13 protein-coding genes are annotated in these 16,009 nt (G+C 63.2%); 3 read left to right on the top strand and 10 right to left on the bottom strand.

What is annotated here, in order from left to right; translation table 11 throughout:
* Nucleotides 1-30 precede the first annotated feature (30 nt).
* The 4 genes from CCD76_RS03055 to CCD76_RS03040 form a co-directional block, all read right to left on the bottom strand.
* Nucleotides 31-1,287 carry a TRAP transporter large permease gene (locus CCD76_RS03055; RefSeq protein ID WP_087718054.1) on the bottom strand — a complete coding sequence of 419 codons (1,257 nt, stop codon included), beginning with the start codon at nucleotides 1,285-1,287 and terminating at the stop codon, nucleotides 31-33.
* Nucleotides 1,284-1,787 carry a TRAP transporter small permease gene (locus CCD76_RS03050; protein ID WP_087718053.1) on the bottom strand — a complete coding sequence of 168 codons (504 nt, stop codon included), beginning with the start codon at nucleotides 1,785-1,787 and terminating at the stop codon, nucleotides 1,284-1,286. The genes CCD76_RS03055 and CCD76_RS03050 overlap by 4 nt, the downstream gene beginning before the upstream one ends.
* A gap of 64 nt (nucleotides 1,788-1,851) precedes the next feature.
* Complete coding sequence (locus tag CCD76_RS03045) at nucleotides 1,852-2,946, bottom strand: TRAP transporter substrate-binding protein (RefSeq protein ID WP_087718052.1); 1,095 nt, start codon at nucleotides 2,944-2,946, stop codon at nucleotides 1,852-1,854.
* A gap of 117 nt (nucleotides 2,947-3,063) precedes the next feature.
* On the bottom strand, nucleotides 3,064-4,362 hold the full coding sequence (locus CCD76_RS03040) for an L-fuconate dehydratase (protein ID WP_087718051.1): 1,299 nt from the start codon (nucleotides 4,360-4,362) through the stop codon (nucleotides 3,064-3,066).
* 272 nt (nucleotides 4,363-4,634) lie between these two features.
* Between CCD76_RS03040 and CCD76_RS03035 the strand changes: the two genes are divergently transcribed.
* Nucleotides 4,635-5,564: a LysR substrate-binding domain-containing protein gene (locus CCD76_RS03035; RefSeq protein ID WP_179208823.1), complete on the top strand. Its 930-nt coding sequence runs from the start codon at nucleotides 4,635-4,637 to the stop codon at nucleotides 5,562-5,564.
* A 76-nt stretch (nucleotides 5,565-5,640) separates the two neighbouring features.
* Here CCD76_RS03035 and CCD76_RS03030 read toward each other — a convergent pair whose 3' ends face one another.
* From CCD76_RS03030 to CCD76_RS03010, 5 genes are all read right to left on the bottom strand, one after another.
* Nucleotides 5,641-6,825 (bottom strand): fumarylacetoacetate hydrolase family protein, encoded by a 1,185-nt coding sequence (locus CCD76_RS03030; protein WP_087718049.1) that lies wholly within the window; start codon nucleotides 6,823-6,825, stop codon nucleotides 5,641-5,643.
* Nucleotides 6,826-7,039: 214 nt separating this feature from the next.
* Nucleotides 7,040-8,095 carry an Ldh family oxidoreductase gene (locus CCD76_RS03025; protein ID WP_087718048.1) on the bottom strand — a complete coding sequence of 352 codons (1,056 nt, stop codon included), beginning with the start codon at nucleotides 8,093-8,095 and terminating at the stop codon, nucleotides 7,040-7,042.
* Nucleotides 8,092-9,609 carry a tripartite tricarboxylate transporter permease gene (locus tag CCD76_RS03020; RefSeq protein ID WP_087718047.1) on the bottom strand — a complete coding sequence of 506 codons (1,518 nt, stop codon included), beginning with the start codon at nucleotides 9,607-9,609 and terminating at the stop codon, nucleotides 8,092-8,094. The genes CCD76_RS03025 and CCD76_RS03020 overlap by 4 nt, the downstream gene beginning before the upstream one ends.
* A gap of 6 nt (nucleotides 9,610-9,615) precedes the next feature.
* Nucleotides 9,616-10,110 carry a tripartite tricarboxylate transporter TctB family protein gene (locus tag CCD76_RS03015; protein WP_087718046.1) on the bottom strand — a complete coding sequence of 165 codons (495 nt, stop codon included), beginning with the start codon at nucleotides 10,108-10,110 and terminating at the stop codon, nucleotides 9,616-9,618.
* A 28-nt stretch (nucleotides 10,111-10,138) separates the two neighbouring features.
* Nucleotides 10,139-11,116, bottom strand: a complete 978-nt coding sequence (locus CCD76_RS03010; RefSeq protein WP_087718045.1) for a tripartite tricarboxylate transporter substrate binding protein — start codon at nucleotides 11,114-11,116, stop codon at nucleotides 10,139-10,141.
* Nucleotides 11,117-11,590: 474 nt separating this feature from the next.
* Between CCD76_RS03010 and araD1 the strand changes: the two genes are divergently transcribed.
* Both araD1 and CCD76_RS03000 read left to right on the top strand, forming a co-directional pair.
* Nucleotides 11,591-12,598, top strand: a complete 1,008-nt coding sequence (araD1, locus tag CCD76_RS03005; RefSeq protein WP_087718044.1) for an AraD1 family protein — start codon at nucleotides 11,591-11,593, stop codon at nucleotides 12,596-12,598.
* Between the two features lie 108 nt (nucleotides 12,599-12,706).
* The gene (locus tag CCD76_RS03000; protein ID WP_087718043.1) at nucleotides 12,707-14,506 is read left to right on the top strand and encodes an IlvD/Edd family dehydratase; all 1,800 of its coding nucleotides are present in this window, start codon (nucleotides 12,707-12,709) and stop codon (nucleotides 14,504-14,506) included.
* A 651-nt stretch (nucleotides 14,507-15,157) separates the two neighbouring features.
* Here the strand turns inward: CCD76_RS03000 and CCD76_RS02990 are convergent.
* Nucleotides 15,158-15,946 (bottom strand): SDR family oxidoreductase, encoded by a 789-nt coding sequence (locus CCD76_RS02990; RefSeq protein ID WP_087718041.1) that lies wholly within the window; start codon nucleotides 15,944-15,946, stop codon nucleotides 15,158-15,160.
* Nucleotides 15,947-16,009 lie beyond the last annotated feature (63 nt).

The raw sequence follows: 16,009 nt of genomic DNA, 5'->3' as shown, positions 1-16,009 counted from the left end.
ATCACTCAGCATCATCGAAATCACTCGGCCTCAGCGATACCACAGCACGATCTGGGGGAAGAGCAGGAACAGCGCCAATAGTGCCAACAGCGTGAAATAGAAGGGCAGCAGGCTCTTCACCAGACTCTCCATGCCGACCTTGCCCACGCCGCAGCCGACGTAGAGCACCGTTCCCACTGGTGGCGTGATCAGGCCGATCCCCAGCACGAACGACATCAGCACGCCGAAATAGACCGGATCGACGCCCAGCTTGACCACCACCGGCGTCATCAGCGGGGCCAGAATGACCATCGCCGGGGTCAGGTCCATGAAGAAGCCGACCACCAGCAGGAATCCTGTCAGTATCAGCAGCAGCAGGAACTGGTTCTCGGTAATGGCCGACAGGGTGACCACCAGTTGCTGCGGAATCATGTTGGCGGTCAGCAGCCAGGCCAGCACGCTGGCGAACGCCAGCAGCAGCATCACGACGCCGGTGAGCTTGCCGGTAGCGATGCAAAGCTCGAAGAAGCGCTTCAACGTCAGGCTGCGATAGATGAAGAACGACACCACGAAGGCGTAGACCAGGGCGATCGCCGCGCTCTCCGTCGGTGTGAACACGCCGGAGAGAATGCCCCCGACGATGATGACCGGCAACAGCAGCGCCAGCAGGGCCTCCTTCAATGCCGCGAACAGCTCAGGCACCGAGAACGGCTGGCCGCGCCCGTTCTTGCGCGATTGTACGTAGGTAGTGGCCGCCAGCCCCAGCGTGATCAGGATGCCGGGCACGATCCCCGCCATGAACAGCTGTGAAATCGAGGTGTTGGTGACCACGCCAAACAGGATCATCGGGATCGACGGCGGAATGATGATGCCCACTACCGAAGCGGCAACCACGATGGCCGTTGCCATTGGCGCACTGTAGCGATGCTGCTTCATCGGCTCGATCATCATGCTGCCGACGGCGGAGGCATCGGCCACGGCGGAGCCGCTGATGCCGCCGAAGAACATTGACGTGAGCACTGCCACCTGGCCGAGGCCACCGGCGACGAAACCGACCAGGGCGCTGGCGAGACGGACCAGTCGAGTGGCGATACCGCCCGCGCTCATCACTTCCCCGACCAGAATGAACAAGGGAATCGCCAGAAGAGGAAAGGAGTCCAGGCCATTGACCGCCTGGGATACGATCGGCGTCAGCGCATAGCCGGATTCGAAGAAGATGAACAGGCTGATGGCCGCGAGGCCGAACGAGATCGGCATACCGATGACGATGCAGATCGCCAGCCCGATCAGAATGCTCCACAGGATCATGGTGTCTTGCTCCGAAACAGGGCGCCTCTGATCAATTCGACCAAGGCAATGGTGTTGGCGATCATCGTCAGGATCGCCATCACTGGCATGGCGCTGTAAAGGAAGGTCTGGGGAATGCCCAGCATCGGTGTGGCGCTGGTGTAACCTGAGATCACTTCCTTGAACCCCAGCAGAATGCAGATACAGACGATGTAGATGATGGCAATGCTCAGCAGGACCGCGGCCTTGCGCAGGCCGGCGGGCGCCTTGTCGCGGAAGAAGGTGACCGCCACATGCTCGTTGCTGAGACTGCCGACGCCGGCGCCCAGCAGCACCAGCCAGATGAACAGCACCCGGGAGAGCTCCTCGGCCCAGGTGTAGGAATAGTTGAGTACGAAACGACCAAAGACGTTGGCCGTGACGCAGAAGACGACACCGAGCACGAGCAGCCCGGCGGCGATTTCCAGCGTTTGGCGGAGCCAGCCCAGGAGACCCCGGGTGGCGGGGGAGTCGGCATTCATCATCACCTCCATGATCACGCAGGGCTAGCCGCAGGCGTCCGTGACGCCTGCGGCGAATCGGCACTTACTGAGCCTGGGACTCGGCGCGGATACGGTCGATCAGGTCGCCGCCAATCTTGTCACGCCACTCGTCGTAGACCGGCGCCAGATCCTCCTGGAAGGTCGCGATCTGTTCCGGCGTGAGCTCGGTGATCTGCATGCCCTCGTTCTTCAGCTCCTGCTTGATCTGGTCGTTGAGGGTGCGGCTGACCTGGCGTTCGTAGTCGCCCATCTGCTTGGCTGCCTCACGCAGCAGTTGCTGGTAGCTCTCCGGCAGGCGGTTCCAGAAACGCTCGGAAACCAGCGTGATGAACGGTGTGTAGACGTGGTTCGTCTCGGTGGCGTAGGGCTGGACCTCGTTGAACTTGGAGGACTCGATGGTGATCCACGGGTTCTCCTGCCCGTCTACGACACCCTGTTCCAGCGCGGTGAACAGCTCGGCGAACGACATTGGCGTCGGGTTGGCGCCAAGCGTACGCCAGATGTCCAGGTGGATCGGGTTCTGCATGGTACGGACTTTCAGCCCGTCCAGGTCCGAGGGGGAGGTCACCGATTGCTTGCTGTTGGTGAGCTGGCGATAGCCGTTCTCGGACCAGCCGATAGCGACCAGGCCTTTCGTCGACGCCTCTTCCAGCATCTGCTGGCCGATATCGCCGTCGAGCACCTTGTCGGCGATCTCTGGTGTCGGGAACAGGAACGGCAGGTCGAACACCGCAAACTGCGGGAACATGCTGACCATGGGTGAGGTGGAAGGCGCCGTCATTTCCAGCGTGCCGGCCTGGAGGGCGCTGACCGACTGAAGGTCATCGCCAAGCTGGGCGCTGTGGAAGGTCTGCACCTCGATATGGCCGTCACTACGCTGCTCGACGATCTTCTTGAAGTATTCCAGTCCCCGGTACTGCGCGCTGGACTGGGTCAGGCCGATGTTGAACTTGAGGCTGTAGTCGTTGCCGTCGCCCTCGACGACATCGCCGGTCACTTCCGGGAAGGGCGGCATCTCGGTGGCGGCCGTGGCGGAGAGACTGGTCAAGCTCAGGACGGTCGCCACCATCAGCGTCGTCAACGGAGAACGGGCGCGGCGGGATCGTGTGGCGGGATGCGATGATGTGATTGTTGTCATCTTCAGCTCCAGAACGTTAGTGAAGTGAATAGCGCAATTGGCGTGCATGGCGTGAGTGACGTGCAGTCCGGCGCCGCGGGTCTCGGCGGCGGCCGAATGCTCGGGTCGGCGGCGCCGTCATTGCCAGGCGCTGCCATCGGGATATCGATGAGCGGCGAGCGAGTCCGCCTTCATGGTGACGCCGTAGCCGGGGGCATCCGGCACCAGATAATGCCCGCGACGGATTCGTACCGGGTCGACGAAGTGTTCGTGGAGATGGTCGACGTATTCGAGCAAACGGCCTTCCAACGAGCCGGAAACCGCGATGTAGTCGAACATCGAGACGTGCTGGGTGTATTCGCATAGGCCCACGCCGCCGCCATGGGGGCAGACGGGAATGTCGTACTTCGCGGCCATCAGCAGCACCACGATCACTTCGTTGAGGCCCCCCAGCCGGGCGGCATCGAGCTGGCAGAAATCGATCGCATCGGCCTGAAACAGCTGCTTGAACATCACCCGGTTGTGGCAGTGCTCGCCGGTGGCGACGCCGATCGGCGCCAGGCGATGACGAATCTCGGCGTGACCCAGCACGTCGTCGGGGCTGGTCGGCTCCTCGATCCAGTGAGGGCGAAACTCCGCCAGCCGTCGCATGTTGGCGATCGCCTCGTCGACATCCCACATCTGATTGGCGTCCATCATCAGCAGGCGCGCTTCGCCGATCTCCTCGCGCAGGATACGGGCGCGACGTCGATCCTCTTCGATGTCGCCGCCGACCTTCTGCTTGAAATGATCCCAGCCGTCCGCGATGGCATCGCGGCAGAGCTGGCGCATCTTCTCTTCCGAGTAGCCCAGCCAGCCGGCCGAGGTGGTGTAGCCCGGATAGCCGTGCTCGCGTAGCGCGGCTTCGCGCTCGGCCTTGCCGGCCTCGCGACGCTTGAGCAGGCCGATCGCCTCTTCCGGGGTCAGCGCATCGGTAACGAAACGGAAATCGAGACACCGCACCAGCGCCTCCGGCGTCATGTCGGCGAGCAGCTTCCACACCGGCTTGCCTTCGTGCTTCGCCCACAGATCCCAGACGGCATTGATCATTGCCGAACAGGCCAGATGAATGACGCCTTTCTCCGGACCCAGCCAGCGCAACTGACTGTCGCCGCTGGTCAGCTCGCGCCAGTAGGCACCCATGTCGCCGGTGATATCCGAAAGCGAACGCCCTTCCAGGCGGGAGGCGAGAGACTCTACCGCCTTGACGCAGATCTCGTTGCCCCGGCCGATGGTGAAGGTCAGGCCATGGCCGGTGATGCCGTCGTCGGCGTCGGTATGCAGGATGACGTAGGTGGCCGAGTAATCCGGCGCGGCGTTCATGGCATCCGACCCGTCCAGCTCGCGGGAGGTCGGGAAACGAATGTCCTGAACTTCGACCCGTTGAATCGTGGGCATGCTGACGAGATTCCTTGCCTTATGGATGAAGGTTGTCACGATTTCTATGGGGAATTTCGAAAAATAACGGACAAAAATTCGATATCTTTAGTCGTACGATTCCAGTTAATTGGTGCGGCTATTTCAAGAAAAGCCATCGTGAGCGCTGGCTGCCTTTTGGCGATGTCTTGTCAGACTAATTGGCGCTCGTTGCCGCTGACCAATCTTTTTTTTTGCAACCTCGATAACCGGGGGTTATTGTCTTTGACCAAAGGCTTATCCGGATCGGAATGATGTCCAACGATAGTCGTAATCACGTCAAGGGTTGGCTGCGTATCAAGCATCTCGCGTTGCTTGTCACGTTGGACGAAAGTCGCAATCTCCACGCCACGTCTCGCCATATGAACATGAGCCAGCCGGCGGCCAGCAAGATGCTCAAGGATATCGAGACCTTTTTCGGCATGACGCTGTTCTATCGCCAGCCTCGCAGCATGGAGATCACCGACGCCGGGCGGCTGCTGGTGCGTTACGCCCGGACGATCCTCAACGACACCGATCGGCTGATAGACGATCTGGTATCGCTGCGTGAAGGGGGCCACGGCAAGCTGGTCATTGGCGCGGTCCCTGGCGCGGCACCGCTGCTGTTGCCCAAGGCGATCACCACGATCAAGTCGCGACGGCCGCAACTGGCGGTCAGCCTGTTCGAGAATTCCAGCGATCGGCTGCTGGCGGACCTGGAGTACAAACGGCTGGACGTGGTCATCGGACGCGTGACAGAACACGCTCAGCATCACCTGTTCGACTTCCTGCCTCTTCAGGCAGAGCCGGTCTCGATCGTGGTGCGGGCGGGGCACCCGCTGTGCGAGCGCCCGCCCGGCCTGGGCGAGGTCGTGCGCTGGCCCTGGGTGCTGCATCCCATGAGCAGCCCCATGCGGGGGTTGTTCGAGGTGGCGCTGGCCGAAGCCGGAGTCGCGACGCCGCGCAACGTGGTGGAAACCACCTCGACGCAGACCACGCTGCAACTGGTCAGCTCGTCGGATGCCATCGCCCTGCTGCCGACATCGGTGCTCAAGACGGCCATTTCGGCGGGCAAGTTCACCGCGCTGCCGCTGGTGATCGGCGAACCGCTGGGCTACTACGGCGTGTTGACCCGCAAGGGAGAGGAGATTTCCGATGTGGTTGGCGAGTTCATCGATACGCTGTTGATGCGTGACGAACCCTGAATTTTAACTGCCGACGCCAAGGCAGCGTCGGCAGCAGAGGCAGAAGCGATGGCTTCGGGCTCACGCCGAACCGGCGTCAGTGCTGCCCGAGGTGAGCCAGCAATGCGCGGATGCCGAAAGTCCAGGGCGGTAGGCGGTCGCTGCGATCGACGACGTTGCTCAGCGACCCCAGCCTGGGCGTCGAGATGGTCACCCGGTCACCGATGTGGTGAGTGAAGCCCTGGCCTTCGCCGTCACGGTCCTGAATCGGCGAGAACATGGTACCGAGAAACAGCATGAAGCCATCCGGGTACTGATGATGGACGCCGTAGGTCTGCGCCACCAGATCCAGCGGATCGCGGCTGATCTCGCGCATGTCGCTCTGTCCTTCCAGCAGGAAGTCGTCGTCCGCGCCCTCGATGCGCAGTGATACCTGTGCATTGCGCACGTCGTCGATGCCGAAGTGCTCGTCGAACAGCCGGATGAACGGCCCGATCGAACAGGAGGCGTTGTTGTCCTTGGCCTTGCCCAGCAGCAGGGCGCTGCGACCCTCGACGTCGCGCAGATTGACGTCGTTGCCCAGCGTGGCGCCACGCACTTGCCCCTGTGCGTCTACAGCCAGCACGATCTCCGGCTCCGGATTGTTCCACTCGGAGGCGGGGTGCAGCCCGACGCGGGCGCCATGACCGACGGCGGACAGCGGCTGCGCCTTGGAGAACACCTCGGCATCGGGGCCGATACCCACTTCCATGTACTGCGACCAGCCGCCACGCGCCTGCAGCTCCGCCTTGAGCGCCATCGCCTCTTCCGAGCCCGGCTTGATCCGCGACAGATCGCCACCGATCAGCGACTGAATCTCCTGACGCAGTTCGGCAGCGCGCTTGAGATCGCCGCCCGCCTGCTCCTCGATCACCCGCTCCAGCAGGCTGACCGCAAAGGTCACGCCGCACGCCTTGATCGCCTGCACGTCGCAGGGGGCCAGCAGATAGGGCGCGCGCGGTGCGTCCCCGTGGCTGTTGGCGAGCACTTCTGCCAGCGTGCCAACGCTGTTACCCGGCGCTTCACGGGCGAGCCAGGCGGCGTCGTCGCGTTCCAGCAGGTCGGCCATGGTCGAGACATGCTCGGAAAGGTCGACCAATACCTCGCCGCGCAGCGCTACCAGCGCCGGGCCGGCGCGGCCATCATCGCTGGTCAGCCAGACGCGCCCCACCAGCAGCGCCTGATCGGCATCTTCGGGAAGACAGTTGTCGTGAAGGCGACCGGGATCATTGGGTTGGGTCATGAAAAACAGAGCTCCTGTCGAGTCGAAAGGGATGTGTGCTTGTTAGGTGCTGTCTGAAAAGTCGACGAGCGAAGGCCAGGCAAGGCAAAAATCGGCGAAAGCGGACCGGGCTGGCGCTCCAGTTTACAGGGTGTAAATGAGCATTTTGACCGGGCTGGCGCTCCAGCCGATTTTTAACGCCGCATGGGCGAGCGCAGTACTTTTCAGACAGTGCCTAGCCGAAGGCTGTCTTGCCGGCCAGAGATGAGTCTGCCACGGCATCGCGCATGGCCTCGACCACGTCCGAGGGCAGGGGAATGCCGTTGTCGAGATAGTCCCGGCGCCGGGCCAGGCCGGACTGACCGGGCAGACGCACCGGCCTGGCGGGGTCGCGCGGCCGGCTGTCGAGGCAGCGTCTGGCGACATGATCGGTCTCGTCGAGAAACGACTCGGTGCCGCCGAAGCGGGCCGGATCGATCACCATCACCATCACCGAAGCGCCCCAGCCCTCGGGGGCGTCCTTGCGGCCGAAACCGGACAGGGCGGAGGTCAGCGCTTCGACCATCAGCCCCAGCGCGAAGCCCTTGTGGCCGAAGGCGAGTTCCCCCAGCGGCAGAATGCTCCCTTCGGGCGAGGCGAAGTAGTCCTCGGGGTCGTCGCTGATCTCGCCTTGGCCGGTCAGGATCGCCGGATGGTCGAGTTTTTCGCCGGCCGCGCGGGTCTTGCCCACGGTGCCGTTCGTGATGGTCGACATGCTGACGTCGATCAGCATCGGCTGCTCGCGCCCCGGAATGCCGATCGCCAATGGGTTCGGCGTGTAGACGCGATCCAGCCCACCATAAGGGGCGACGGAGGCGACCGCCGGGTCCGAGGTCAGGATCAGCGGCACCAGGTTGGCCTCGACCAACGGCTGCAGGTACGCCGCCAGGCAGGCGATGTGATGCGAGCGCTTGAGGCTGACCATGCCGATGCCGAAGGTGGTGGCCGCCTCGCGGCAGTGGTCCAGCGCACGCTGGACGAGGTACGGCCCCAGCAGGTAGTGGCCGTCGAACAGCGCCGCGACCGGGCTGTTCTGCTGGATTTCGAGCCGTTCGTGATCGCCGCAGGCATGGCCCGCCTTGAGATCCTTGAGGTAGCCGTTGGCCAGCTTCACCCCATGGGTGTGATGGCCGAGCAGGTCCCCCTCGACCAGAATGCGTGCGGTGGTTTCCGCCACCTCCGGGCTTACGCCGTTTTCCTCGAACAGGGTAACCAGCGTCGAATGCAGGGCGGCGGCATCATATCGGGTCATGAGGACCTCGGCTTGTGGCTGGGTTGTGGCGTGCTACGCCAGCGGCGGAACAGGCGGATCAGTGAAGGCAACAGCCATATCAGGATGACCAGCGCGCCCAGCGCGGCGCTGATCGGCCGCTCGAAGAAGGCTAGCAGGTCGCCGTTGGATTTCAGCATCGAGCTCATGAAGCTGTTCTCCAGGGTACTGCCGAGCACCAGTCCGAGAATGGCGGGGGCCATCGGGAAGTCGTTGCGGGCGAGCACGAAGGCCACCAGTCCGATGATCAGCATGATCCAGATATCGGTGATCGAGTTGTTGATGGCGAAGGCGCCGACGATGCAGAAGCTCAGGATGACCGGCATCAGGATCTTGCGCGGTGTCAGGATGAACACCTTCGAGGCGCGGATGGCGAGATAGCCGATGGGCAGCATGATCAGGTTGGCGACGAAGAACACCGTGAACAGCGCATAGACCTGACCGCCGCCATTCATGAAGATCGTCGGGCCGGGGTTCATGCCCTTCATGTAGAGCACGCCGATGACGATGGCGGTAATGGTGTCGCCGGGGATGCCGAACACCAGCGCCGGGACCCAAGCGCCGCTGATGCCGGAGTTGTTGGCGGAGCTGGCGTCGACGATACCCTCGATATGGCCCGTGCCGTATTTTTCCTTCTCCTTGGAGCGGCTCTTGCCCAGTGCGTAGGCGATCCAGGCGGCGATGTCCGCTCCGGCACCGGGTAGCGCGCCGATCAGCGTACCGAGGGAGCTGCCACGCAGGACGTTACGCCAGTAGGTCTTGATGTGCCCCGGCGCCTTGAGGAAGACGCTGTCCTTCGCTGTCACCGGGACATGGCGTTCCTCGACCCGCGAGCCGTAGAACATCATGATCTCGTTCAGCGCGAACATGCCGATCATCACCGGGATGAAGTTGATCCCGGCCATCAGGTCGGGAACGCCGAAGGTGAAGCGGGGCGCACCGCTCATCATGTCCAGCCCCACGGTCGACAGCAGCAGGCCCACCGTCAGCGACAGGAAGGCTTTGACCCGGGATCCGATGGCGATGAAGATCGAGCTGCTCAGGCCCAGCAGCGCCAGCCAGAAGTATTCGAAGGAGCTGAAATTGAGCGCCATTTCGGCCAGCGAGGGTGACACGAACACCAGCACCATCGTGCCGAACAGCCCGCCAATGACCGAACAGACCAGGTTGGTGCCCAGCGTTTCGCGGGCGCGCCCCTTCTGCGCGAGTCGATAGGATTCACCGACGTAGGCCGCCGATGCCGGCGTGCCGGGAATGTTGAGATAGGTGCCGGGGATATCACCGGCGAAAATCGCCATCGCCGACGTCGCCACGATCGCGGCGATGGCCGGGGTGGCATCCATATAGAACGTGATCGGCACCAGCAGTGCCACCGCCATGGTAGCGGTCAAGCCGGGTATGGCACCGACGAAGAGCCCGAAAACGGCCGCCGCGACGATGACCAGCATCGTCTGGAGGTTGAACACCATTGCCAGGCCTTGCAGAAAAGCGTCCATGAGCAGTCACCAGGCGAAGGGAAGGGTTTGGGAGAAAAGGGTGCCTTCCGGCAGCGGGATCAGCAGGTAGCGCGAGAACAGCACATAGATTGCCACGGCGACGATGATCGAGACGATCAGCGCAAGCCATAGCCTGGCGCCACGCATCAGCATCAGGACCAGCATGCTCACCGCCATACACAGCGGCGCGCCCAGAAATTCACTGGCCAGGATGTAGAACACGATCAGCACGCAGGGCAGCAGCGAGATCAACAGGCCGCGGTAATCGTAGCGCGTCGCCAGGGTGTGTGGACCCGCGCGAGGACCGGCGAGCGCGTTCCTGAGTTGACCCACCCGAGTCAGTGCCAGCAGCAGCCCGCCGACCACCATTCCCCCGCCGATCAGCGAGGGGAACAGTGACGGGCCGAACTGCAGCGCCGGCATGGTCGGATAGGTCTGGGCGACGGCAATGACCACGCCGCCGCCGATCATGAACGCCAGTCCGAGCAGGAAATCTCTCATGAGGTCGTCTCCCGGTCGGGTCGTCGGATCACTTGGCCAGACCTACCTGTTCGACGATCTTGCCGAAGCGCTCGTCCTGTTCGGCCATGAGCTTGCCGAAATCGTCCGCGCCCCGCCATTCAGTGCCGAAGCCCTGCTTGGCCATGAAGTTCTGGTAGGTGTCGCTGTTGTAGGCAGCTTCGACCGCTTTCTCGAGGGTCTCGACGACGGCCGGATCCATCCCCTTGGGACCGGCGATGCCGCGCCATTCGCCGATGGCGTAGTCGCTGCCGATCGCTTCCTTCAAAGTCGGGACGTCGGGGAAGCTGTCGAGCCGCTCCGGCGCCATGATCGCCAGGCTCCTGGCCTTGCCAGCATCGATCATCGAGCGCCCTTCGGGGACCGAGCTCGGGACGATATCGATACTGCCGGCTGCCATTTCGGTCATCGCCGGGGCCGAGCCCTGGCTGGGTATCCACGAGACGCGATCGGCCTCCATTCCCTGATCCAGCAGGAAGCCGGCGAAGGCCAGATGCCAGACGCCACCCTGTCCGGTACCGGAAGCGGTATAGGTTCGGGCAGGCTCGTTCTTGACCTGTTCGACCAGCGATTCGACCGAGTCGAACGGGCCGTCGGCGGCGACCTGGATGCCGGCGTAGTCGTAGTTGATCTGGGCGATCGGCGTGTAGTCCTGGTAGGTGAGCTGCGTCAGTCCCTGCCAGTGCATCATGTTGATCTCGCCGGTGATCAGACCGAGCGTATAGCCATCCGGCTTGGCCATGGCCATGGCGGTATGTCCGACCACGCCACTCCCGCCGGTTCGGTTGACCACATTGACCGTCTGACCCAGCTCCTCTTCCAGCGCGGCAGCGATGGTTCGAGCGGTCGCGTCGGTGCCCCCGCCGGCCGCCCAGGGAACGATCAACGTAATCGGCTTCTCGGGATAGTCGGCCATTGCCGGCAGCGGCAGCAGTAACGACAATCCGAGCAATCCTGCGAGATGACTTCTGGTTATTGACGTCTTCATGGCATGTTCCTCGGCGGGGATATTTTGTGTGGTTATGAACCTGCATTTCGCTCAATGAAGCTATGGTTTATGACCATTGAGTGCAATATGCGTATTGGCTAGACATTGGTATAACTGCGAAACCATGGCCATGCCTTTCTGGTGACGCGACATGCTGAAAACGGATCGGATGAAGGCAGTTTTATTCTGGCTAATCAATATCGTCAGGCAAATCGTGGAGAAACCCTTCGTGCCGAACAATGACCTTCACCGCTAGATTACGCCGGTTCGCTTCGGAGGTATTTGCTCCGAAAGTCTATGTTGTACTTATTTTTCATATGTTCAACATAGGCGTCAGGTGATAAACGGCGGCCGTTGCGTCACGAGGCGCCGACGCCGGGCCGGGTGGCCAGCCGGATGAGATTCGAGACGTCCCGCCAGGGTGGTCGAGACGTCGTGGTGGCAATGACCGATGAGCGATGGAGGAGAAGAACGATGCGCCTGATACAGTGCCTGAACGACGACCAACTGACCGTGGCGATGGTCATCGATGAACGGGAGGTCCAGGTCGTCGACGCCGACGAGGGCGTCTACGGTCTGGCCAGACGCGCCATCGACGAGGGCAAGCCGCTGACCGCGGTAGTCGAATCGGCGCTAACCGAGAAGCGTCTCGACTACGCGCAGATCGTCGCCGAGCGTCGCCTGCTGCCGCCATTGACGCATTCGGATCCGGCGCACTGCCTGGTCACGGGAACGGGGCTGACGCATCTCGGCAGCGCCGATACCCGTTCGGCGATGCACGCTGCCGCTATGTCCTCGCCTGACAGGGTCGAGGAAAGTGAACTCACCGACTCCATGCGCATGTTCCGCATGGGCATCGAGGCCGGCAAGCCGAAGGCGGGGGAAGTCGGGCCGCAGCCGGAATGGTTCTACAAGGGGGATGGCGACTGCGTGGTGGCGCCGGAAACCGACATCCCGTCCCCGGCGTTCGCCCAGGATGCTGGCGAGGAGCCGGAGCTGGCCGGGCTTTATGTCGTCGGCCAGGACGGCACGCCCTGGCGCGTCGGTTACGCCATCGGCAACGAATTCTCGGATCACGTCACCGAGCGCTTCAACTACCTGTGGCTGGCGCACTCCAAGCTGCGCGCCTGCAGTTTCGGCCCGGAGCTCTTCATCGGCGAGCTGCCGGAGAACCTGGAAGGCACCAGCCGCATCGTGCGCGACGGTCGCACGCTATGGGAGAAGCCGTTTTTGACCGGCGAGGGCAACATGGCTCACAGCCTGGCGAACCTCGAGCATCACCACTTCAAGTATCGCAACTTCCGCCGTCCCGGCGACGTTCATGTCCATTTCTTCGGCACCGCGACACTGAGCTTCGCCGACAAGGTCGTGGTCGAGCCGGGCGATCGCTACGAGATCGACCTGCCGGCACTGGGTCGCCCGCTGCGCAACACGCTCGGGAGCGAAGAGGATTTTGGCTACGCGGCCGCAAAAGCGCTATAAGCGTTCGCCGACCCAACGCACCAATGCTTCAGCACCGGCCGGGCCAGCGATCGTTTACGCCGCTGGCCCGTCGGCCAAGTCAGTGACAAGTTTGTGAGAGCCCCGATCATGACCGAACGTCCCCGCCGAACCCCCGATCAACTCCGTTCACGCTGGTGGTTCGATAATCCTGACCACGCCGGCACCACGGCGCTGTGCCTCGAGCGTTACATGAACTACGGCATCACCCTGGAAGAGCTTTCTTCCGGCAAGCCGATCATCGGTATCGCCCAGTCCGGCTCCGATCTCACGCCGTGCAACCGCCATCACATCCAGCTGGTGGAGCGGGTCAAGGCGGGTATCCGCGCGGCGGGCGGCGTCCCGTTCGAATTTCCGCTGCATCCGATTCACGAGAACGTACGCCGGCCCACCGCCGCGCTGGATCGCAATCTCGCCTATCTCGGTCTGGTCGAGGTGCTTCACGGCTATCCGCTCGACGGCGTGCTGCTGACCACCGGCTGCGACAAGACCACGCCGGCCTGTCTGATGGCCGCCGCCACGGCGGACATCCCGGCGATCGTGCTCTCCGGCGGGCCGATGCTCAACGGCTGGCGCGGCAAGGAGCGCGTCGGCTCCGGCACCATCGTGTGGGAGCTGCGCAAGCGTCTCGCCACCGGCGAGATCGACTATCCCGAGTTTCTAGCCCGCATCGCCGATTCCGCGCCCTCTGTGGGGCACTGCAACACCATGGGCACGGCGTCGACCATGAACTCCATGGCCGAGGCGCTGGGCATGAGTCTGCCCGGCTCGGCGATGATTCCCGCCCCCTACAAGGAGCGACCGATGGTCGCCTACGCCACCGGGGCGCGCATCGTCGAGATGGTGTGGGAAGACCTGCGTCCGAGCGACATCCTGACGCGTGAAGCGTTCGAGAACGCCATCGTCGTCTGTTCGGCACTGGGCGGCTCGAGCAATGCCCCCGTTCACATCAACGCGATCGCCCGTCACGCAGGAATCGAGCTGACCAACGACGACTGGCAGCGGCTGGGTCACGACGTGCCGCTGCTGGCGAACGTGATGCCGGCCGGTGCCTATCTCGGCGAGGAGTTCTACCGGGCGGGTGGAGTCCCGGCGGTGGTTCATGAACTGTTGGCGGCAGGACGACTTCATGGCGCCGCGCTGACGGTCAACGGTCAGACGCTGCATGCCAACTGCTTCGGCCAGGAAACTCAGGACGAAGACGTCATCCTGCGCTACGGCAAGCCGCTGGTCGAATCGGCGGGCTTTCTCAATCTCAAGGGCAATCTGTTCGATTCCGCGCTGATGAAGACCAGCGTCATCTCGGAAGACTTCCGGCGCCGCTTTCTTTCCAATCCGGACGATCCGGAAGCGTTCGAAGGCAAGGTCGCGGTGTTCGACGGCTCCGAGGACTACCATGCGCGCATCGACGACCCGGCGCTCGAGATCGACGAGAACACCATCCTGGTGATGCGCGGTGCCGGCCCGGTGGGGCATCCCGGGGGCGCCGAGGTGGTCAACATGCAGCCGCCGGAAGCGCTGATCAAGCAGGGCATCGAATCGCTGCCGTGCCTGGGCGACGGACGCCAGTCGGGAACCTCCGGCTCGCCCTCGATTCTCAACGCCTCGCCGGAAGCGGCGACGGGCGGCGGCCTGGCGCTACTCGAAACCGGCGACCGGATCCGTATCGATCTCAAGCGGGGCGAGGCCAATCTGCTGATCGACGACGAGGAGCTGGCAGCGCGACGCGCCAAGCTCGAAGCCAGCGGCGGCTACCCGTATCGCGACCACCAGACCCCGTGGCAGGAGATCCAGCGTTCGATGGTCGAACAGCTCGACCGCGGCATGACCCTGGCGCCGGCGACCAAGTACCGGGCGATTGCCTGGGACTTGCCACGAGATAATCACTGACGAGCTACGAGCGACGAGCTACGAGCTACGAGCTACGAGCTACGAGCTACGAGCTACGAGCTACGAGCTACGAGCTACGAGCTACGAGCTACGAGCTACGAGCTACGAGCTACGAGCTACGAGCTACGAGCTACGAGCTACGAGCTACGAGCTACGAGCTACGAGCTACGAGCTACGAGCTACGAGCTACGAGCTACGAGCTACGAGCTACGAGCTACGAGCTACGAGCTACGAGCTACGAGCTACGAGCTACGAGCTACGAGCTACGAGCTACGAGCTACGAGCTACGAGCTACGAGCTACGAGCTACGAGCTACGAGCTACGAGCTACGAGCTACGAGCTACGAGCTACGAGCTACGAGCTACGAGCTACGAGCTACGAGCTACGAGCTACGAGCTACGAGCTACGAGCTACGAGCTACGAGCTACGAGCTACGAGCTACGAGCTACGAGCTACGAGCTACGAGCTACGAGCTACGAGCTACGAGCTACGAGCTACGAGCTACGAGCTACGAGCGAAGGTCAGCATTGGGCGCTATAGAAGGCGGCGCTAGCCTCCGAGCGCGATGGACAGAGGCGCGGCTCGGGGCGCCTCGACCGAGATTGAGGCGCGGTCTCGGGCGTCTTAGATAGAGGCGCAGTCTCGGGCGCCTTAAAAAGTTCCTGGATAGGCGCCGCCGTCGAGCAGGATGTTCTGGCCGGTCATGTAGGCGGCCTGGCGGCTGCAGAGGAAGGCGCAGACCTCGCCGAACTCCTCGGGGTTGCCGAAGCGGCGGGCGGGAATCGCGTCCAGACGCGTTTGTGCCACCTCGTCATGCGTGCGGCCGCTCTTGCTGGCGGCCTTGTCGATGCCGCCCCTCAGCCGCTGGGTGTCGAAGGCGCCCGGCATCAGGTTGTTGATGGTGACGTTGCGGCTGGCCAGTCTCGACTGGCGAGCGGTGCCGGCGACGAATCCGGTCAGGCCGCTGCGGGCACCGTTGGAGAGCCCGAGCACGTCGATCGGGGCTTTCACCGCCGACGAGGTGATATTGACGATCCGGCCGAAGCCGCGCTCGGCCATGCCATCGACGCAGGCCTGAATCAACGCAATGGGCGCCAGCATGTTGGCGTCCAGCGCCGCGATCCAGTCGTCCCGCTCCCAGTCTCGGAAATCGCCGGGAGGCGGGCCACCGTTGTTGTTGACCAGGATATCGACCTGGGGCGGCGCGCTTAGCACCGCCTCTCGGATGGCCGGATCGCCGATGTCACCGGCAACTGTACGCACTTCGATCGCCGGATCGAGTGCGCGCAGCTCCTCGGCGACGGCGTCCAGCGTCTCCTGCCGGCGCGAGTTGATGACCAGATTGACCCCTTCCCTGGCCAAGGCAACGGCGCAACCCTTGCCCAGTCCCTGGCTGGCGGCGCAGACGATGGCCCAGCGGCCGTTGATACCGAAATCCATGTTGGTTCTCCTCTGACGAGATCGAGGCGGGCATCGCAGGCATGCGAGTTTCCGCGCTCCTTG

This window comes from Salinicola salarius, from assembly GCF_002179555.1.
GTDB lineage: Bacteria > Pseudomonadota > Gammaproteobacteria > Pseudomonadales > Halomonadaceae > Salinicola > Salinicola salarius_A.
Note: the sequence above shows the minus strand (reverse complement) of the source record. Positions and strands in the feature narration are given on the sequence as shown.

Excerpts from the sequence above, each read along its gene's own strand:
- CCD76_RS03040 (WP_087718051.1), bottom strand. The coding sequence starts at position 4,362 with ATGCCCACGATTCAACGGGTCGAAGTTCAGGACATTCGTTTCCCGACC.
- CCD76_RS03000 (WP_087718043.1), top strand. The coding sequence starts at position 12,707 with ATGACCGAACGTCCCCGCCGAACCCCCGATCAACTCCGTTCACGCTGG.
- CCD76_RS03010 (WP_087718045.1), bottom strand. The coding sequence starts at position 11,116 with ATGAAGACGTCAATAACCAGAAGTCATCTCGCAGGATTGCTCGGATTG.
- CCD76_RS03055 (WP_087718054.1), bottom strand. The coding sequence starts at position 1,287 with ATGATCCTGTGGAGCATTCTGATCGGGCTGGCGATCTGCATCGTCATC.
- CCD76_RS03045 (WP_087718052.1), bottom strand. The coding sequence starts at position 2,946 with ATGACAACAATCACATCATCGCATCCCGCCACACGATCCCGCCGCGCC.
- CCD76_RS03020 (WP_087718047.1), bottom strand. The coding sequence starts at position 9,609 with ATGGACGCTTTTCTGCAAGGCCTGGCAATGGTGTTCAACCTCCAGACG.
- CCD76_RS03030 (WP_087718049.1), bottom strand. The coding sequence starts at position 6,825 with ATGACCCAACCCAATGATCCCGGTCGCCTTCACGACAACTGTCTTCCC.
- CCD76_RS03035 (WP_179208823.1), top strand. The coding sequence starts at position 4,635 with ATGTCCAACGATAGTCGTAATCACGTCAAGGGTTGGCTGCGTATCAAG.
- CCD76_RS03025 (WP_087718048.1), bottom strand. The coding sequence starts at position 8,095 with ATGACCCGATATGATGCCGCCGCCCTGCATTCGACGCTGGTTACCCTG.
- araD1 (WP_087718044.1), top strand. The coding sequence starts at position 11,591 with ATGCGCCTGATACAGTGCCTGAACGACGACCAACTGACCGTGGCGATG.
- CCD76_RS02990 (WP_087718041.1), bottom strand. The coding sequence starts at position 15,946 with ATGGATTTCGGTATCAACGGCCGCTGGGCCATCGTCTGCGCCGCCAGC.
- CCD76_RS03050 (WP_087718053.1), bottom strand. The coding sequence starts at position 1,787 with ATGAATGCCGACTCCCCCGCCACCCGGGGTCTCCTGGGCTGGCTCCGC.
- CCD76_RS03015 (WP_087718046.1), bottom strand. The coding sequence starts at position 10,110 with ATGAGAGATTTCCTGCTCGGACTGGCGTTCATGATCGGCGGCGGCGTG.